Raw genomic sequence first — 15647 nt, 5'->3', positions numbered from 1 at the left:
TCCGCCCCATCGACTGACCGACACCAGAAGGAATTGCTATGACGACCAACACCCCAGGTAACTACGACGACGACACCGCAGGCCTCGGCCCGACAGGCGGCACCTTTGGACGTCCGGGCGGAGTCGGCGGCGAGACCCTCCCGCCGGCACGGCCGGCCGAGCCCCTCACCGAACCGGTAACGACCTTCGAGCCGGAACAGTCCAAGTCCGAGACGGCCAAGCAGGAAGCCAAGGAAGTGGGCCGCGAGGGCGCAGCCGCCGGCCAGCACGTGGCGGAAACCGCCAAGACCGAAGCGAAGCAGGTCGCCCACGAGGCCAAGGAACAGGCGCGCTCCCTGGTATCCCAGCTCGGCGACAACGTGCACAGCCAGGCCGGCGAGCAGCAGCAGAAGGTTGCCTCGGGCCTGCGCTCAATCGGCGAAGAGCTCGCGTCCATGGCACGGAACTCGGAGCAGTCCGGCAACGCGACCCATCTGGTCAGCCAGGCCTCCGACAAGGCCCACTCCGTCGCCGAATGGCTGGAGAACAGGGATCCGGGCTCGCTGCTCGACGAGGTGAAGCGGTTCGCGCGGCAGCGGCCCGGCGCCTTCCTCGCGATCGCTGCGGGCGCAGGCCTGGTCGCCGGCCGGCTTACCCGTGGGCTGACCGCGGACAGCGGCACCGGCGGATCGGCCCGACGCGCCGGCACCACGGACTACGACACCCGAAGCGCGAGGGGCTTCGCGGCTCCGGACAGGCCGGCCGGATCCGGTTACGGCGGCGCCCCGGGCTACCCGGAAACCATCGGCTACCCGACGGCCACCCCGACCGGTGCCACGGACCGGTATGACACCTCCGGCTCGGTCGGCGGTGCGGCAGGATCGCCGGAGAGCATCAGCTACCCGGAGACCGACACCGACCTGCCCGGCGGCACGGCCATCCCGGAGCGGGATCCATATGAAGGCGGTGGCAGCCGATGAGTGACCGCTACCCGGAAACCGGAAACCCTCCGCCGACACAAGCCGAGGTCAAGGCCGAAACCAGCTCGCTCGGAGATCTGCTCTCCGACGTCTCGCGCGACATGTCCTTGCTGATGCGGCAGGAGCTGGAGCTCGCGAAGGCCGAGGCCAAGGAGTCGGCCACCCGAGCCGGCAAGGGCGCGGGAATGCTGGCCGGTGCCGGCGTCGCCGGCCACTTCGTGCTGCTCTTCCTCTCGATCGCCCTCTGGTGGGGGCTCGGCCTCGCCCTGGGTGAAGGTTCAGGCTACGTCTGGTCCGCGATCATCGTGGCCGTCATCTGGGCAATCATCGCAGCGATCCTCGCGGCCGTTGGCAAGAAGCAGCTGAAGAGCGTCCAAGGTATCCCGCGGACGCAGGAATCCGTCAAGAAAATTCCCGAAACTCTCAAACCAAGTGAGGATGCACGATGAGCCAGTCACCTGAAGAAATCCGGGCCGATATCGAACGCACCCGCGGCCGCTTGGGCACCGATGTGGACGCCGTCGCCGAGAAGGTCTCGCCGTCGAACATCGTGCACCGGCAGACCGACAAAGTGAAGGGCACTTTCAACCGGGCCAAGGACAAGGTCATGGGCAGCGCGGACGACACCCTCGGTTCCGCCAGGTCCACGGTCCACGACACGGCTGATTCCGCCCGTTCCGCGGCCCACGACGCCGGCCATGCCGTGCAGGAGGCGCCGCACACCATTGCCCGCAAGACCGAGGGCAACCCGCTGGCGGCCGGCCTGATCGCCTTCGGCGCCGGCATGCTGGTTTCCTCCCTGTTCCCGGCCACCAGGGCGGAACAGCGCGCCGCCGAGCGCGTGAAGGAAGAGGCCCAGCCGCTGGTGGAGGAAGCCAAGAGCTCCGCCCAGCAGGTTGCCCAGGACCTGAAGGAGCCGGCCCGCGAGGCGGCCGAACAGCTGAAGTCCTCGGCGCAGGATTCCGCCGAGCACGTCAAGGAGGAAGGCAAGTACGCCGCCGAGGACGTGAAGTCGCGTGCTGAAGAGGCCCGCACCAACGTCCAGGACGACCAGCCGCGGCAGTACTAAGGCCCCTGCTGCGCTGAAGGCGACAACGACGGCGGACCTTGGCGTCCGCCGTCGTTGTCGCCTTTGTGCGGCAGGAGGTAATTCAGGCGCGGTAGATACTGATGGAATTGGCGCCGATGATTTCGCGCTCCCCGCTCGCGATCCGCGCGCCGCGGCGGCGGTCATCGTAGTCGGAGGTCGTCAGGAGCAGCTCGAAGGTCCGGCCATGGTTCTCGGCGACGCCGAAATCTCGCAGCGCGGCGGAGCTGGGCATCATGATCTTCCGCGGCTCGAGCCGGCCGTTGACAATCACCAGCCCGTCGATGGTGCCGCTAGGAGACCCCATCAGCAGCTGGACAGTGCGGCTGGACGGGTCCGTCCACTGGTCCTGGGTCATGGGCTCGCCGCTCTCGTTGAACCACAGCAGGTACGAGCCGTGCTCCGTGGCCGGATAGCCGTACGGCTGGTTGGCCAGGAAGATTCTGCGAATCCGCAGCAGCCGCCGGGTGGTCCGGAACAACTGCTCCTGCCGGTCGTCCAGCCGCCAGTGCAGCCAGCTGAGCTCGTTGTCCTGGCAGTACGCGTTGTTGTTCCCGTGCTGGGTCTTCCCCAACTCGTCCCCGGCGGTGATCATCGGGACGCCGAGCGAAAGCAGCTGGGTCGCCATCAGGTTCCGGGCCGCGCGGGCCCGGGCGTCCAGCACGGCGCTGTCCCCGGTGGCGCCTTCGACACCATGGTTGTAGCTGCGGTTGTAGTTGGAGCCGTCCCGGTTTTCCTCGCCGTTGTCCTCGTTGTGCTTGCGGTCGAAGGACGTCAGGTCCGCCAGGGTGAAGCCGTCGTGGGCGGTGACGAAATTGACCGAAGCCAGCGGCCCGCGGCCGGAACCGGCGAAGACCTCGGCCGAGCCGGCGAGGCAGCTGGCCAGCCGCGCGACCGAGGATCCGCTTCCGCCGTGGTTCAGCGCGCTGGCGTCCTCCAGCCAGAAGCTGCGGGCCGCATCCCGGAACCGGTCGTTCCAGTCTGCCCAGCCCTGCGGGAAGTTCCCGGTCTGCCAGCCGCCGGGGCCGACGTCCCACGGCTCCGAGATCAGCTTGGCCCGGGAAACCACCGGGTCGGCGGCTACCGCCGCGAGGAAAGGGTGGTTCGGGTCGAAATGGTTGTTCTCGTCCCGGGCCAGGGAGACGGCCAGGTCGAAGCGGAACCCGTCGATATGGAATTCTTCGATCCAATAGCGCAGCGAATCCATGACGAGCTGGAGCACCCGGGGCTCGTTGAGATTGAGCGTGTTGCCGCAACCGGTCGTGTCCAGGTAGTTGCCGTGTCCGTCGTGGCGGTAGTAGGCGTGGTCGGCCAGGCCGCGGTAGGAGTAGGTGCGCTGGTGCTTGCCGCCCTCGGCCGTGTGGTTGTACACCACGTCCAGGATCACTTCGAGCCCGGCCTCGTGGAGGGTCTTCACCATCGTCTTGAATTCGTCCAGCACGGCTTTGGGCCCCGCCTGGCGCGCCGCGGCCGTCGCGTACTCCTCGTGCGGAGCGAAGAAGCCCAGCGTGTTGTACCCCCAGTAGTTGGACAGGCCGAGTTCCTGAAGGTGCGGCTCGTCCAGGTGGAAGTGCACGGGCAAAAGCTGGACCGAGGTGATGCCGAGGTTCAGCAGGTAGTCGATCATCACCGGATGGGCCAGCCCGGCATAGGTGCCGCGCAGTCCCGCCGGAATCTGCGGATGCAGCATGGTCTGGCCCTTGACGTGGCACTCGTAGACCACCGTGTCGCGCCAGGGAACCTGCGGTGGCCGTGCGCCGTCCCAGTCGAAGCCAGGCTCGACGAACACGGAATGGAAGGTTCCGCCGTCGTCCGTGATGGCGCGCGCGTACGGGTCCACCAGCAGCTGCCGGTGCTTCACCTGGCCGCCGCCGCGGGGCCAGAAGCCGTAGCGGCTCCCCTCCCCCAGGCCGGACACCACCCCGTGGTGGATGCCGTCGGTCAGCTCGGTCAGCGGGGCGCTGCGCCACCGTCCGCCGGCGGTGTAGTGGACGTCCACGGCCTTCAGCTCCGGGGCGAAAACCGCCACGTTCACCAGGCCGCCGGCATCGATCCCCGCGTCGCTGACGCCCAGCGGAAAAGGCCGCGACAGGTGGTCGCGGCGGAGCCGGAGTTCGGCGGGGATCTTTTCTTGTGGTTCGGCCAACGCTGTCTGCTTCCGAGAAAGGCTACTGCCCGGCGCGCTGCCGGGAGACTTCGTAGAGGCTGATGCCCACGGCCATGGAAGCGTTCAGCGATTCCATGTCGGAATCGATGGGGATGGAAACAATCTGGTCGCAGTGCTCGCGCACCAGGCGGGAGAGGCCCTTGCCCTCGGAACCCACGACCAGGCAGATCGGCTCCGTGGCCAGCTCCAGTCCCGGCAGCGAGACGTCGCCTCCGCCGTCGAGGCCCAGGACGAAGATGCCCATGGATTTGAAGGCCTTCAGGGTGTTGTTCAGGTTGGCGGCGCGGGCCACCGGGACCCGGACTGCCGCACCGGCGCTGGTCTTCCACGCCGAGGCCGTCATGCCGACCGCCCGGCGCTCGGGCACGATCACGCCGTGGCCGCTGAACGCGGATACCGAACGGATGATGGCACCCAGGTTGCGCGGATCCGTGATGCCGTCCAGCGCGACGAAGAGCGGGGCGTTGCGGATGTAGCCTTTGGTGAACTTGGCCATGGTTTCCTCGGCCAGGTCCAGCGCATCCGGGTAATCGTAGGGCGGCACCTGCAGGACCAGCCCCTGGTGTACGGCGTCCTCCGTCATCCGGTCGAGTTCCGGCTTCTGGGCCTCCAGCACGGGGATGCCGCGCTCGGCCGCGATCTTCAGCGACTCCTTCACGCGGTCATCCATCTCCACCCGGACGGCAACGTACAGCGCCTTCGCCGGCACGCCGCCGCGCAGCGCTTCCACGACGGAGTTGCGTCCGGTGACCATTTCCTCGGCAGCCTTGCCGCCGGCCCGGCGGGCGGGAGCGGCTTTGCCGCCGGCACGACGGGCGGAGGAACGCTCGGCCAACTGCTTGGCGCGGTAGGCCTTGTGGTAGGGCCGGTCCTCGGCCTTTGGCGTCGGGCCCTTGCCCTCGAGAGCCTTGCGGCCGTGCCCGCCGGTGCCCGTGGTGGGGCCCTTCTTGGACTTGCGCACCGCTCCGGGGCGGGGTTTGTTGGCCATGATACTTACCTTCGATCAGCTGGCAGCGTCTGCACCGACTCGGCGGACGCCGGTCGCATTGGGATGATGCCGGTCAAATAGAGTTTAGCGGTCTGCCACGGACCACGTGGCGCCGTCCGCGGAGTCCGCCACCGTGATCCCCGCCGCAGCCAGGGTGTCCCGGATGGCGTCCGCCCGCGCCCACTCCTTGGCCTCGCGGGCCGAGCGGCGTTCCTCGAGCTGCGCGCGGACGAGGGCGTCCAGAGCCTGGTGCTCGACGCCATCGCCGGCGGCGCTGCGCCAGTGCGGATCCAGCGGGTTGATGTACAGCACGTCCGTCATGGCGATGACCTGGTGCAGGGCACGGTCCGCCGCGTCTTTGTCCTTGGCGTCCAGGGCCGTGTTGCCGGCGCGCACGGCCTCGTGCACGGCGGCCAGCGCCTGCGGCACGTTCAGGTCGTCGTTCATCGCCGCCTCGAAGGCCTCCGGCACGCGCTCACGGGATGCCGGCACGGCGGCCCCCTCGCCATAGAGGAAGGCCAGAGCCCGCTGCATGAAGCCTTCAATGCGTTCGACGGCGGCCGCGGCCTCCGCAAGGGAGCCCGGGTTGTAGTCCAGCGCCGAACGGTACTGGGCCTGCCCGAGGTAGTAGCGGACCACCAGCGGGCGGGCGATCGCGAGCATCTCGGCCGGGGTCACGATATTGCCGACCGACTTGGACATTTTTTCGCCCTCGTAGGTGACCATGCCGTTGTGCATCCAAAAGCTGGCGAACCCGTGGCCGGCCGCCCGTGACTGCGCCACCTCATTTTCGTGGTGCGGGAACCGCAGGTCCAGCCCGCCGCCGTGGATGTCGAACGCGGTGCCCAGGTACTTCGTGACCATGGCCGAGCACTCGAGGTGCCACCCCGGGCGGCCCGTGCCCCACGGGCTGGGCCAGCTGGCGGTGGCGGGTTCGCCCTCCTTGTACCCCTTCCACAGCGCGAAGTCGCGCGGATCGCGCTTGCCCCGGGGACCGGCGTCGGGCGCGGCCTGCATGTCCTCGATGTTCTGCCGCGTGAGCGAGCCGTACTCCGCCCAGGAACGGACGTCGAAGTACACGTCGCCGGAGTCGTCAAGCGCCGGGTAGGCGTGGCCCCGGTCGATCAGCAGCTGGATGAGCTGGTGCATCTCCGGGATGTGCCCGGTGGCACGGGGCTCGTAGGTCGGCCGCGCGACGCCCAGCGTGTCGTAGGCGCGCTGGAAGGCCTGCTCGTAGCGGTAGGCCAGCGCCCACCAGGGCTCGTTGGCGATGGCCGGCGCGTCCTGGTCGGCGGGATCGAATGGCCCGAACGAGGCAGCCGACTTGGCGAGGATCTTGTCGTCGATGTCCGTGACGTTTCGGACGACCGTGACCTCGTAGCCGCTGTAGCGCAGCCACCTGGTCAGCTGGTCGAAGGCGATACCCGAGCGGATGTGGCCGACGTGGGGATCCCCCTGCACCGTGGCGCCGCAGTAGTACAGGCCTACTTTGCCCGGCTCCAGCGGGACGAACTCGCGGACTTCTGCGGCGGCGGTGTCATAGAATCTCAGGCTCACCGCTCCAGATTAGCCGCGCCTGCGGCTTGGGGCGCAACTGCCATGACGACGGCGGTGGCGACGGCTGCGATGCCCTCGCCGCGGCCGGTGAAGCCGAGCCCGTCGCTCGTGGTCGCCGAAACGCTGACCGAGGCACCGGCCGCCTTGCTGAGCACCGCCTCGGATTCCCCGCGCCGGGGGGCGAACTTGGGCCGGTTGCCGATGACCTGGACGGCGATGTTGCCGATCTCGAAGCCGGCGGTCCGCACGATCCTCGCGGCCTCGCCCAGCAGCCGGACACCGGAGGCGCCGGCGTACTCCGGGCGGTCTGTACCGAAATGCGTCCCGAGGTCCCCCAGGCCCGCGGCGGAGAACAGCGCATCTGCCGCGGCGTGGGCCACGGCGTCGCCATCGGAATGTCCAGACAGGCCGCGCTCACTTTCCCAGAGCAACCCGCCCAGCCAGAGGGGCTGCGGCTCGTCGTCGGGAGCGAAAGCGTGCACATCGACGCCGATGCCGGTGCGGGGGACGTTGCTGGGACCGCTCATTGTTGGCCTTCCTGTCCGGGGGCAGCTGCGGAGGCGAGCCGGCGGGCCGCCAGCGCCTCCGCCGTCATCAGATCCAATTCAGTGGTGATCTTGAGGGCTTCTTCCGAACCGGGCACCAGGAATACCGTCACTCCCCTGCGCTCGACCAGCATCGCGTCATCCGTGATCCCTTCGGCGTCTTCGCCGGCCGACTCCAGCCAGCCGTGGGCCTCGGCCAGGATCCGGGCATCGAAGCCCTGCGGGGTCTGGACCGCACGGAGGATGGCCCGCTCGGGTGTCCCGGCAACCTTTTCGGCGGCGATGCCGTGCTCCTGCGGCGAACTGGGAACCGCCGTCTTGATCGTGTCCGTGACCGGGACGGCGGGGATGACGGCCTGCGCCCCGGAGGCCAGCGCTGCTGCGACGCGGCTGAAGACCTCGGGCGGCGTCAGCGCACGTGCGGCGTCGTGCACCAGGACGGCATCCAGCCCGGCTCCGAGCCCCGCCAGCGCCCTGCCGACCGACTCCGCCCGGCTGCTGCCGCCCTCCACCACTGTTACCAGGGTCTTCACGCCGGCGCGCGCGCAAATGCCGCGGAGCCGGGTGTCGCCCGGAGGAACCGCAACGCAGAGGCGGGCGGCCACGCCGGAGGCAAGGACCGAGTCGAGCGCATGTTCCAGCAGGGTGCGCCCCGCCAGTTCGACCTCGGCCTTGGGGATGCCATAGCCGAGCCGCTGGCCGGAACCCGCGGCCACGATGACAACGCCGATGCGCAGCGTGGGAGGTGTAGACACGCGTCAAGCCTACCGGCACGAAAAAGGCGGCCGGTCCGCTGGGACCGGCCGCCGGGGCTTTCAGGGGCAGTCTAGGCTGCTAGGACGCAAGCACCTCGTCCAGCACTGCCGCCGCCTTGTCTTCGTCTGTCTTTTCCGCAAGGGCCAGCTCCGAAACCAGGATTTGCCGGGCCTTGGCCAGCATGCGCTTTTCGCCTGCCGACAGGCCGCGGTCCTGTTCCCGCCGCCACAGATCGCGCACTACCTCGGCAACTTTGATAACGTCGCCGGATGCGAGCTTCTCCAAGTTGGCCTTGTAGCGGCGCGACCAGTTCGTGGGTTCCTCGGTGAACTCGGCACGGAGTACGTCAAACACGTGCTCCAGGCCTTCCTTGCCCACCACATCACGAACGCCTACCAGATCTACGTTCTCCGCCGGAACCTCAATGGTCAGGTCACCCTGAGCCACTCGGAGCTTGAGATACATCTTCTCTTCGCCCTTGATGGTGCGCATCTTGATCTCTTCGATCTTCGCAGCACCGTGGTGAGGGTAAACAACCGTCTCGCCGACCTCAAATACCATGTGGACTTTCCCCTTTCCCACAGACAAGTTTATCATGCCGCTTACGGTCTCCCCGGGCCGCCGGGTGGGCGCCGATCCGCGCCATTGCAGCGATTCGGCGCCGGCCACCCCTTGACGAAGAGCGAATTTGATGCATGCGGGCAGGTTGGTTACGCCGGAGGAATCCAACTTTTGCCGGGACTGCCGGTAGGCTATGGCTGAGCTGTGTACAGCTCCCGCTCGATGTAAAGCCTTTGAATGAGGAGTCCCTGCCGTGAAGATTGCGCCGAAGAACCGTGTGCAGCGTGCCCTAGCAATTGGCACCGCCGCGCTAGCCCTCCTGGGGTCCGCTGGGTGCAGCACCATTAACGACCAGGCGACTACCTTCTCGTACGCCGCAAGCGACGGCATCGTGGCCAACGTCGGCCCCATCCTGCTGCGCAACCTGATGCTGGTCGCCGCCGACGGCGATTCGCAGGCACGGGTGCTGGGCACCGCCAGTAACTCCTCCGACTCCCCCGTGCAGGTGACGGTGACCGGTACGGGCGGCACGGCGAGCGTCACGGTTCCGGCGAACGGGCAGATCCGCTTCGAACAGGATGAGAACAAAACGATCGTCGAGACCCCGGGCGCGGACCCGGGTGCCCTGGTGAACCTCGAGGTAAAGGTCAACTCGGAGTCCACCGAGCTCGGCGTGCCGGTACTGGACGGGTCGCTGGCCGAGTACAAGCCCTTCGTTCCGAGCTCCGCGGCGTCCCCGGCACCGGCCGAGAGCGGTGCCGCGGCTCCCTCCGGTTCCGCCACCCCGGCGCCGACCGAGGCCGGTCACTAACCGGGCTGCCCCTACCGGACTCACGAAGGAGGGCCGCATCCTTGAACGGATGCGGCCCTCCTTTGCGTTTGCTTCGCCGGCGTGAGCCTATGTGTCCACGCCACGGCGGTCGCTTCGAAGCATCTGCCTAGGGCTCGAACTTGTAGCCCAGCCCGCGGACCGTCACCAGGTAGCGGGGTGCGGACGGGTCCGGTTCGATCTTGCCGCGCAGGCGCTTGACGTGCACGTCGAGGGTCTTGGTGTCCCCGACGTAGTCGGAACCCCAGACCCGGTCGATGAGCTGCCCGCGGGTGAGGACGCGGCCTGCGTTGCGAAGCAGCATTTCGAGCAGTTCGAACTCCTTCAGGGGCAGCGAGATGGGTTCCCCGGAAACGCTGACCACGTGCCGTTCCACGTCCATCCGCACGGGGCCGGACTGCACCGTGTTGGAGATCAGCTCTTCCGGCTCGCCCTGCCGGCGCAGCACCGCGCGCACCCGCGCGACGAGCTCGCGGGACGAGTATGGCTTGGTGACATAGTCATCCGCGCCCAGCTCCAGGCCGACGACCTTGTCGATTTCGGCGTCCTTGGCCGTCAGCATGATGACGGGCACATTCGAGCGCTGGCGCAGCTGGCGGCAGACCTCCGTGCCGGACTGGCCCGGAAGCATGAGGTCCAGCAGGACCAGGTCGGCACCCGAGCGGTCGAACTCGACAACGGCGTCCAGCCCGTTGTCGACGACCTGCACTTCAAAGCCCTCTTTCCCCAGAAGGTAGCTGAGCGGATCGCTCAACGACTCTTCGTCTTCGACAACCAAAATGCGGGTCAAGCACTAACTCCTTGCTCACGGGCCCCGTTGGAGCCCTTTTTTGTCGGCTCAGCCGGCTCGCCGCCGGCCTCCGTTTCCTCTTCGGTCTGGTCCATCTCAGGCAGGCGGACGGTGAAGGTCGATCCCTGGCCGGGCTGCGACCACACCGACACCTCGCCGCCGTGCTGGGAAATGATGTGTTTGACGATGCTCAGCCCAAGGCCGGTTCCGCCGGTCTGGCGGGAACGGGCGGCGTCCACCCGGTAGAACCGTTCGAAGATGCGGTCCTGCTCTTCGGCCGTGATGCCCGGTCCCTGGTCCGTTACGGAGATGGTCGCGAGTCCGTCGCGGAACCGCAGGCCCACGCCCACCTTGGAGTGTTCGGGCGCGTACCTGATGGCGTTCTCGATCAGGTTCCGCAGGGCGGTCATCAGCAGGTCCGGGTCCCCGTAGACCTTTTCCTCGACCTTGCCGCCCACGATGATCTGGATGTCCTTGCTGTCCGCGGTCAGGCGGTTGCGGTCCACGGCCTCGGCCACCACCGGGTTAAGGTCCACGGCCGTGCCGGTTTGGACCACGTCGGCGGCCTGCAGCCGGGAGAGTTCGATGATGTCCTGCACCAGCGCGCCCAGCCGCGTGGCTTCCTTCTGCATCCGCAGCGCGAACCGGCGGACCGCCTCCTCGTCGTCGGCCGCGCCCTCGATCGCCTCGGCGAGCAGCGACAGCGCCCCGACCGGGGTCTTCAGTTCGTGCGAGACGTTGGCCACGAAGTCGTTGCGCATGGCCTCGGTGCGGGTGATTTCCGTGCGGTCGTCGGCCAGCAGCAGGATGTAGTCGTCCCCAATCGGTGCCACCCGAACCTGCACGATGATGCTGCCCTGCCCGAACGGGCCCCGGGGCAGTTCCAGCTGGCGCTCCTCGATCACGCCGTCGCGGCGGACCCTCGCAGTCAGCTCCAGCAGTTCCTTATGGACCACGGTGTGGCCGCGCACCAGCCCGTAGGCGTACGCACCCGGGCTTGCACGCACCACGCCGTCGATCACGTCGACAATGACATAGGCGCGTCCGACGACGGCGAGGACTTCCGCTGCGCCTTCGCGGATGGTGGGCTCGGCAACCTCCACCTGGCGTCGCTGGCGTTCGCTGAGCCGGAAGGCCAGCACGCCGAAGGCGCCCATCAGCAGGCCGACCAGCCCGGCCAGCAGGGCGATCATCAGAGGTTCCACGCCTATAGCTTATGCCGCGGCAGACGTCACCCTCCCCGGATTTGGTGGCATTCAGTCAGGGGTTCAACTAACGTTCACTTAGAGAAGCACCGGATGTTAACGGCGCGGTGGCAGTCTCCACTGTGACTGTGGCTGCTGCGCGGTCGACTGAGTGTGGCTAAAGACAAAATGAAAGGACGGCCTGTGCGAAAGGTATTTCAAGCGGAGCTCCATCAGGTAGGCGAACAGCTGGTCGAGATCTCGCGGCTCGTGACCGAGGCCATCGAGAAGGCGAACACGGCTTTCACCACTGCGGATACCGAACTCGCGCAGGACGTCATCGCTTCCGACGCACGGATCGACTTCCTCCAGAACAACCTGGATGAACGCGCCATCGAGATTCTGGCCCTGCAGGGCCCGGTGGCTTCGGACCTGCGCGTCATCGTCGGCTCGCTGCGCATGAGCGCCTCGCTCGAGCGCATGGGCGACCTGGCGCGCCACATCGCCCAGCTGGCCCGGATGCGCTACCCGGAACTGGTGGTCCCCGAGCACCTGCGCCCGACCTTCGACGAGTTCGCCGAGCAGGACATCGCCATTTCCCGGCTGCTGACCCAGCTGCTGGACACGCGCGACCTGGACCTCGCCCGCGACATCGCCCGGCACAACGACCGGGTCAACGAGCTCCACGCCGGGATCTTCAAGGCCATTGCCGCCCCGGACTTCTCGGGCTCGCCGGCGACCGCCGTGGATGTTGCCCTTGCCAGCCGCTACTTCGAGCGCTTTGCGGACCACGGCATCTCCGTGAGCCGCAAGGTGACCTACCTGGTCACCGGCGAGTGGACCGTCAACGGCGACGCCGTCTAGCCGGCATCCGAGCAGACAGAAGGCCGGTCCCGAGCAGGGAACCGGCCTTCTGTGTGTCCTGGGGCTGCTACTTCTTGCCCTGGTTGGCTACCGCCTCGATTGCCGCGGCCGCCGCGTCGGCGTCCAGGTAGGTGCCGCCGGCCTTGACCGGCTTCAGGTTCTCGTCGAGCTCGTAGACGAGCGGGATGCCGGTGGGGATGTTCAGCGCCGCGATGTCATCGTCACTGATGCCGTCGAGGTGCTTGACCAGCGCGCGCAGGGAGTTGCCGTGGGCGGTCACCATGACGGTGCGGCCGCTGAGCACGTCCTTGGAGATGTCCGACTCCCAGTAAGGCAGGAAGCGCTCCAGCACGTCCTTGAGGCACTCGGTACGCGGGACCGAGGCCAGGTCCGCGTAGCGCGGGTCTTTCGCCTGCGACCACTCGCTCGAGTCGTCCAGCTCAGGCGGCGGGGTGTCGTAGGAGCGGCGCCACAGCATGAACTGGTCGTCGCCGAACTCCTCGCGGATCTGGGTCTTGTCCTTGCCCTGCAGGGCTCCGTAGTGGCGCTCGTTCAGCCGCCAGTTGCGCTTGACGTCGATCCAGTCGCGGTCAGCGGCCTCGAGGGCGATGTTCGCGGTGACGATGGCACGCTTGAGCCGGGAGGTGTAGAGCACATCCGGAAGGATGCCTGCCTCGACCAGCAGCTCGCCGCCGCGCTTGGCCTCGGCCCGTCCCTGGTCGGTCAGGGGAACATCCACCCAGCCGGTGAAAAGGTTCTTCTCATTCCAGTCGCTTTGGCCGTGCCGCAGCAGAATCAACTTGTAGTTCGTCGAGGCAGTCATGGCGTTCATCCTATCCGCCAGCCTATGCCGGGCCCTCTCCCGTGCCGTGACGTTACGCACTCGCAGGTGCTGAATGGAACAACCTGGCGTCCGCGGAGTCTATTCTGATTTTCCGTGCCGAGCTCCCGTCCCGCAGCTGCCGTCCGCCCGAAAACCGCCAAGCCGATCGGAGCGGTCACGCGGGGCACCACCAATCCGAACCGGCTGCGCCGGATGGACCGCTGGCTGTGCGGTCCCCGGGGAGCCCTGCTGCGCTCGGCCGCGGACCCGCTCGTGATCGACCTGGGCTACGGCGCGTCGCCGACCACCGCCGTCGAACTTCACCACCGGGTCTCCAGGCTGCGCGCGGACGTGGAAGTGATCGGCGTCGAGATCGAGCCGGACCGCGTCCTGCGGGCGAAGCCGCTGGAACGCCCCGGGCTGAGCTTCCGGCAAGGCGGTTTCGAGATCCCGGTGCCCGGACGCCGGCCGGCAGTGGTGCGGGCCTTCAATGTCCTGCGGCAGTACGCCGAGTCCGAGTACGGCGCGCACTGGGACACCGTACGGGACCGGCTGGCCCCGGGCGGTGTGTTCATAGACGGCACCTGCGACGAAATCGGGCGCCGGGCCACATGGGTCGCGGTGGAGCCGGGCGGCCCGGTTTCCCTGAGCATCTCGCTGCGCTTCGGGGCGTTCGAGCGGCCCTCCGACGTGGCCGAGCGGCTGCCCAAGGCGCTGATCCACCACAATGTTTCCGGCGAACGCGTCCACTCCTACCTGCAGGCGCTGGACCGGTGCTGGGCAGAATCTGCCGCCGTCGCCTCTTTCGGGAACCGCCAGCGGTGGCTGTCCATGTGCCGCATGATGCGGACGGCCGGCTGGCCCGTGCAGGACGGCCCGGCGCGGTGGCGGCTCGGGGAAATCACCGTCGGCTGGACGGCCGTCCGCCCGGACTAGGCCGTCCCCGTACCTACCAGGGGCCGTAGGGCCCGTAGGCGCTGCCGCCGGAGCCCTTGAGCTCATTCAGTGCCGGCTTGACGTCCGCCAGGTAGACGGAGGCGGCGATCACGGCGGCCAGCTGGAACAGCATCCACGTGCCCAATCCACCGCCGAAGAGGGACAGCGCGCCGACCGCGGTTGCAGCGGCCGTCATGCCGATCCAGAAACCCTTGGTGCGCTTGAAAGCGGCCTGGAAGTGCTCGCCCTTGCGGCCCACGCAGTCGATGAGCGCCCACAGTTCGATGCCGAGGGCCACGTAGCCCAGGCACCGGTAGAGCCATTCCTGAATCTCATACGCAATCAGCACGTCTCCAGCCTAACGGTTCGGAGTCCGGTTAGTCCTGCACTTTCTGGAGCGCCCGGTCGAGGTCGGCCCACAGGTCCGCGGCGTTCTCGATCCCGACGGAAAGCCGCAGCAGGTGTTCCGGCACGGAGGCGGGCTCGTTGGCATGGCGCCGGCGGCGCTCGATCAGCGACTCGACTCCGCCGAGCGACGTCGCGGGAGTCCACAGCTGCAGGGCCTCCACGACGGCGTCCGCAGCCTCGGCGCCGCCCCGGACCGTGATGGCGATGATGGAGCCGAAGCCGTCCATCTGCGCGGCGGCCCGCTCATGTCCGGGGTCGCCGGGCAGCCCCGGGTAGCGCACGGCCTCCACGCGCGGGTGTTCCTGCAGCTTGCGGGCCAGCTCCATGGCGGTGGCCTGCGAGCGCTCGATCCGCAGCGCGAGCGTGCGCAGACCGCGCAGGGCCAGCCAGACCTCGAACGGCCCGGCGATCGCGCCGCGCAGCGAGCGGTAGGACAGCAGGCGGGTGCGGAGGGCTGGATCCGAGGTCACCACCGCGCCGAGGACGACGTCGGAGTGGCCGGCCAGGTACTTAGTGACGGAGTGTACGACGACGTCGACTCCGCTTTTCAGGGGGCGCTGGCCCAGCGGGGTGGAGAAGGTGTTGTCGGCGATCACCAGGGCCCCGGCGTCGTGCGCCGCGGCGGCGAGGACGCGGATCTCGGCGATCTCCAGCATCGGGTTGGTGGGGCTTTCCAGCCACAGGGCGTCGGCGCCGTCCAACGCCGCCTTGACCGCCTCGGTGTCGGCGATGTCCACGGGGCGGACCGTCAGGGCACCGCGGTCGGCCAGGTCCTGCGACAACGCCAGGCTGCCCTGGTAGCTGTGCCGCGGCATCACGACGACGCCGCCCGAGGGCACCAGGGACAACGCGGCGGAGACGGCGGCGAGGCCGGAGGCGAAGACGAGGGCGGGAAGCTCCGACCCCTCCAGTTGGCCCAGGGTCTCCTCGAACGGATCCCAGCTCGGGTTCGCGTAGCGGCCGTAGGCCCGGTCCCCTTCGTAGACCTCGCCCTGGCCGACGAATGTCGACGACAGCACCACCGGCGGATTGACGGGGGCGTCGTGCGTTCGGTCGGGGCGACCGCCGGCCACCACAACGGTGTCCGGCGCCAGGAATTCGGGATGCTGGGACGAGTGCTGGCTCATGAAAGAAGGGTAGACCCGGCGGCTGTCCACAGGATAACTGTGACTTCTCCGGCGCCCCGCCGGACC

Annotated in this window: 17 protein-coding genes; 6 read left to right on the top strand and 11 right to left on the bottom strand. The window is 68.2% G+C overall.

All coding sequences use genetic code 11. The features are described 5' to 3' along the window. Window positions 1-38 precede the first annotated feature (38 nt). The 3 genes from WFH44_RS20105 to WFH44_RS20095 are packed head-to-tail and all read left to right on the top strand — an operon-like array spanning window position 39 to window position 2028. Window positions 39-959: a hypothetical protein gene (locus WFH44_RS20105; protein WP_336716224.1), complete on the top strand. Its 921-nt coding sequence runs from the start codon at window positions 39-41 to the stop codon at window positions 957-959. Continuing rightward, the gene (locus tag WFH44_RS20100; protein ID WP_336716222.1) at window positions 956-1408 is read left to right on the top strand and encodes a phage holin family protein; all 453 of its coding nucleotides are present in this window, start codon (window positions 956-958) and stop codon (window positions 1406-1408) included. The genes WFH44_RS20105 and WFH44_RS20100 overlap by 4 nt, the downstream gene beginning before the upstream one ends. Further along, a complete protein-coding gene (locus WFH44_RS20095; RefSeq protein ID WP_336716221.1) occupies window positions 1405-2028 on the top strand; it encodes a DUF3618 domain-containing protein in 624 nt (207 codons plus the stop codon). Before WFH44_RS20100 ends, WFH44_RS20095 begins: the two co-directional genes overlap by 4 nt. 82 nt (window positions 2029-2110) lie before the next feature. On the opposite strand, the gene glgX is transcribed toward WFH44_RS20095, so the two are convergent. From glgX to WFH44_RS20065, 6 genes are all read right to left on the bottom strand, one after another. Then, on the bottom strand, window positions 2111-4192 hold the full coding sequence (gene glgX / locus WFH44_RS20090; RefSeq protein ID WP_336716219.1) for a glycogen debranching protein GlgX: 2082 nt from the start codon (window positions 4190-4192) through the stop codon (window positions 2111-2113). Between the two features lie 22 nt (window positions 4193-4214). After that, window positions 4215-5201, bottom strand: a complete 987-nt coding sequence (rlmB, locus tag WFH44_RS20085) for a 23S rRNA (guanosine(2251)-2'-O)-methyltransferase RlmB (protein ID WP_336716217.1) — start codon at window positions 5199-5201, stop codon at window positions 4215-4217. Between the two features lie 84 nt (window positions 5202-5285). Continuing rightward, entirely contained in the window at window positions 5286-6758 is a 1473-nt protein-coding gene (gene cysS, locus WFH44_RS20080; RefSeq protein ID WP_336716215.1) for a cysteine--tRNA ligase, read from the bottom strand. Continuing rightward, the gene (gene ispF / locus WFH44_RS20075; RefSeq protein ID WP_336716213.1) at window positions 6755-7285 is read right to left on the bottom strand and encodes a 2-C-methyl-D-erythritol 2,4-cyclodiphosphate synthase; all 531 of its coding nucleotides are present in this window, start codon (window positions 7283-7285) and stop codon (window positions 6755-6757) included. Before ispF ends, cysS begins: the two co-directional genes overlap by 4 nt. Next, window positions 7282-8058: a 2-C-methyl-D-erythritol 4-phosphate cytidylyltransferase gene (gene ispD, locus WFH44_RS20070; RefSeq protein WP_336716211.1), complete on the bottom strand. Its 777-nt coding sequence runs from the start codon at window positions 8056-8058 to the stop codon at window positions 7282-7284. Before ispD ends, ispF begins: the two co-directional genes overlap by 4 nt. A gap of 79 nt (window positions 8059-8137) precedes the next feature. Then, on the bottom strand, window positions 8138-8620 hold the full coding sequence (locus tag WFH44_RS20065; RefSeq protein ID WP_262107805.1) for a CarD family transcriptional regulator: 483 nt from the start codon (window positions 8618-8620) through the stop codon (window positions 8138-8140). Window positions 8621-8873: 253 nt separating this feature from the next. On the opposite strand from WFH44_RS20065, the gene WFH44_RS20060 reads away from it, so the two are divergent. Further along, window positions 8874-9431, top strand: a complete 558-nt coding sequence (locus tag WFH44_RS20060) for a hypothetical protein (protein ID WP_336716210.1) — start codon at window positions 8874-8876, stop codon at window positions 9429-9431. 127 nt (window positions 9432-9558) lie between these two features. Here the strand turns inward: WFH44_RS20060 and WFH44_RS20055 are convergent, their stop codons facing one another. Next, on the bottom strand, window positions 9559-10239 hold the full coding sequence (locus WFH44_RS20055; RefSeq protein WP_264796872.1) for a response regulator transcription factor: 681 nt from the start codon (window positions 10237-10239) through the stop codon (window positions 9559-9561). Beyond that, window positions 10236-11444: a sensor histidine kinase gene (locus WFH44_RS20050; RefSeq protein ID WP_336716208.1), complete on the bottom strand. Its 1209-nt coding sequence runs from the start codon at window positions 11442-11444 to the stop codon at window positions 10236-10238. The genes WFH44_RS20055 and WFH44_RS20050 overlap by 4 nt, the downstream gene beginning before the upstream one ends. A 183-nt stretch (window positions 11445-11627) precedes the next feature. On the opposite strand from WFH44_RS20050, the gene phoU reads away from it, so the two are divergent. After that, on the top strand, window positions 11628-12287 hold the full coding sequence (phoU, locus tag WFH44_RS20045; protein WP_336716206.1) for a phosphate signaling complex protein PhoU: 660 nt from the start codon (window positions 11628-11630) through the stop codon (window positions 12285-12287). A 67-nt stretch (window positions 12288-12354) separates the two neighbouring features. Here the strand turns inward: phoU and WFH44_RS20040 are convergent, their stop codons facing one another. After that, entirely contained in the window at window positions 12355-13110 is a 756-nt protein-coding gene (locus tag WFH44_RS20040) for a phosphoglyceromutase (protein ID WP_336716204.1), read from the bottom strand. Window positions 13111-13323: 213 nt separating this feature from the next. Here WFH44_RS20040 and WFH44_RS20035 point away from each other — a divergent pair, with 213 nt between their 5' ends. Then, window positions 13324-14046 (top strand): class I SAM-dependent methyltransferase, encoded by a 723-nt coding sequence (locus WFH44_RS20035; RefSeq protein WP_336716247.1) that lies wholly within the window; start codon window positions 13324-13326, stop codon window positions 14044-14046. A gap of 13 nt (window positions 14047-14059) precedes the next feature. On the opposite strand, the gene WFH44_RS20030 is transcribed toward WFH44_RS20035, so the two are convergent. Then, the gene (locus tag WFH44_RS20030) at window positions 14060-14395 is read right to left on the bottom strand and encodes a DUF2516 family protein (RefSeq protein ID WP_264796876.1); all 336 of its coding nucleotides are present in this window, start codon (window positions 14393-14395) and stop codon (window positions 14060-14062) included. A 28-nt stretch (window positions 14396-14423) separates the two neighbouring features. Next, a complete protein-coding gene (locus WFH44_RS20025; RefSeq protein ID WP_336716202.1) occupies window positions 14424-15581 on the bottom strand; it encodes a trans-sulfuration enzyme family protein in 1158 nt (385 codons plus the stop codon). Window positions 15582-15647 lie beyond the last annotated feature (66 nt).

Source organism: Arthrobacter sp. USHLN218 (genome assembly GCF_037144715.1).
Lineage (GTDB): Bacteria > Actinomycetota > Actinomycetes > Actinomycetales > Micrococcaceae > Crystallibacter.
Note: the sequence above shows the minus strand (reverse complement) of the source record. Positions and strands in the feature narration are given on the sequence as shown.

Coding starts and splice junctions, on each gene's coding strand:
- WFH44_RS20035 (WP_336716247.1), top strand. CDS start 13,324: ATGGACCGCTGGCTGTGCGGTCCCCGGGGAGCCCTGCTGCGCTCGGCC.
- rlmB (WP_336716217.1), bottom strand. CDS start 5,201: ATGGCCAACAAACCCCGCCCCGGAGCGGTGCGCAAGTCCAAGAAGGGC.
- WFH44_RS20040 (WP_336716204.1), bottom strand. CDS start 13,110: ATGACTGCCTCGACGAACTACAAGTTGATTCTGCTGCGGCACGGCCAA.
- WFH44_RS20025 (WP_336716202.1), bottom strand. CDS start 15,581: ATGAGCCAGCACTCGTCCCAGCATCCCGAATTCCTGGCGCCGGACACC.
- ispF (WP_336716213.1), bottom strand. CDS start 7,285: ATGAGCGGTCCCAGCAACGTCCCCCGCACCGGCATCGGCGTCGATGTG.
- WFH44_RS20100 (WP_336716222.1), top strand. CDS start 956: ATGAGTGACCGCTACCCGGAAACCGGAAACCCTCCGCCGACACAAGCC.
- WFH44_RS20095 (WP_336716221.1), top strand. CDS start 1,405: ATGAGCCAGTCACCTGAAGAAATCCGGGCCGATATCGAACGCACCCGC.
- WFH44_RS20105 (WP_336716224.1), top strand. CDS start 39: ATGACGACCAACACCCCAGGTAACTACGACGACGACACCGCAGGCCTC.
- WFH44_RS20065 (WP_262107805.1), bottom strand. CDS start 8,620: ATGGTATTTGAGGTCGGCGAGACGGTTGTTTACCCTCACCACGGTGCT.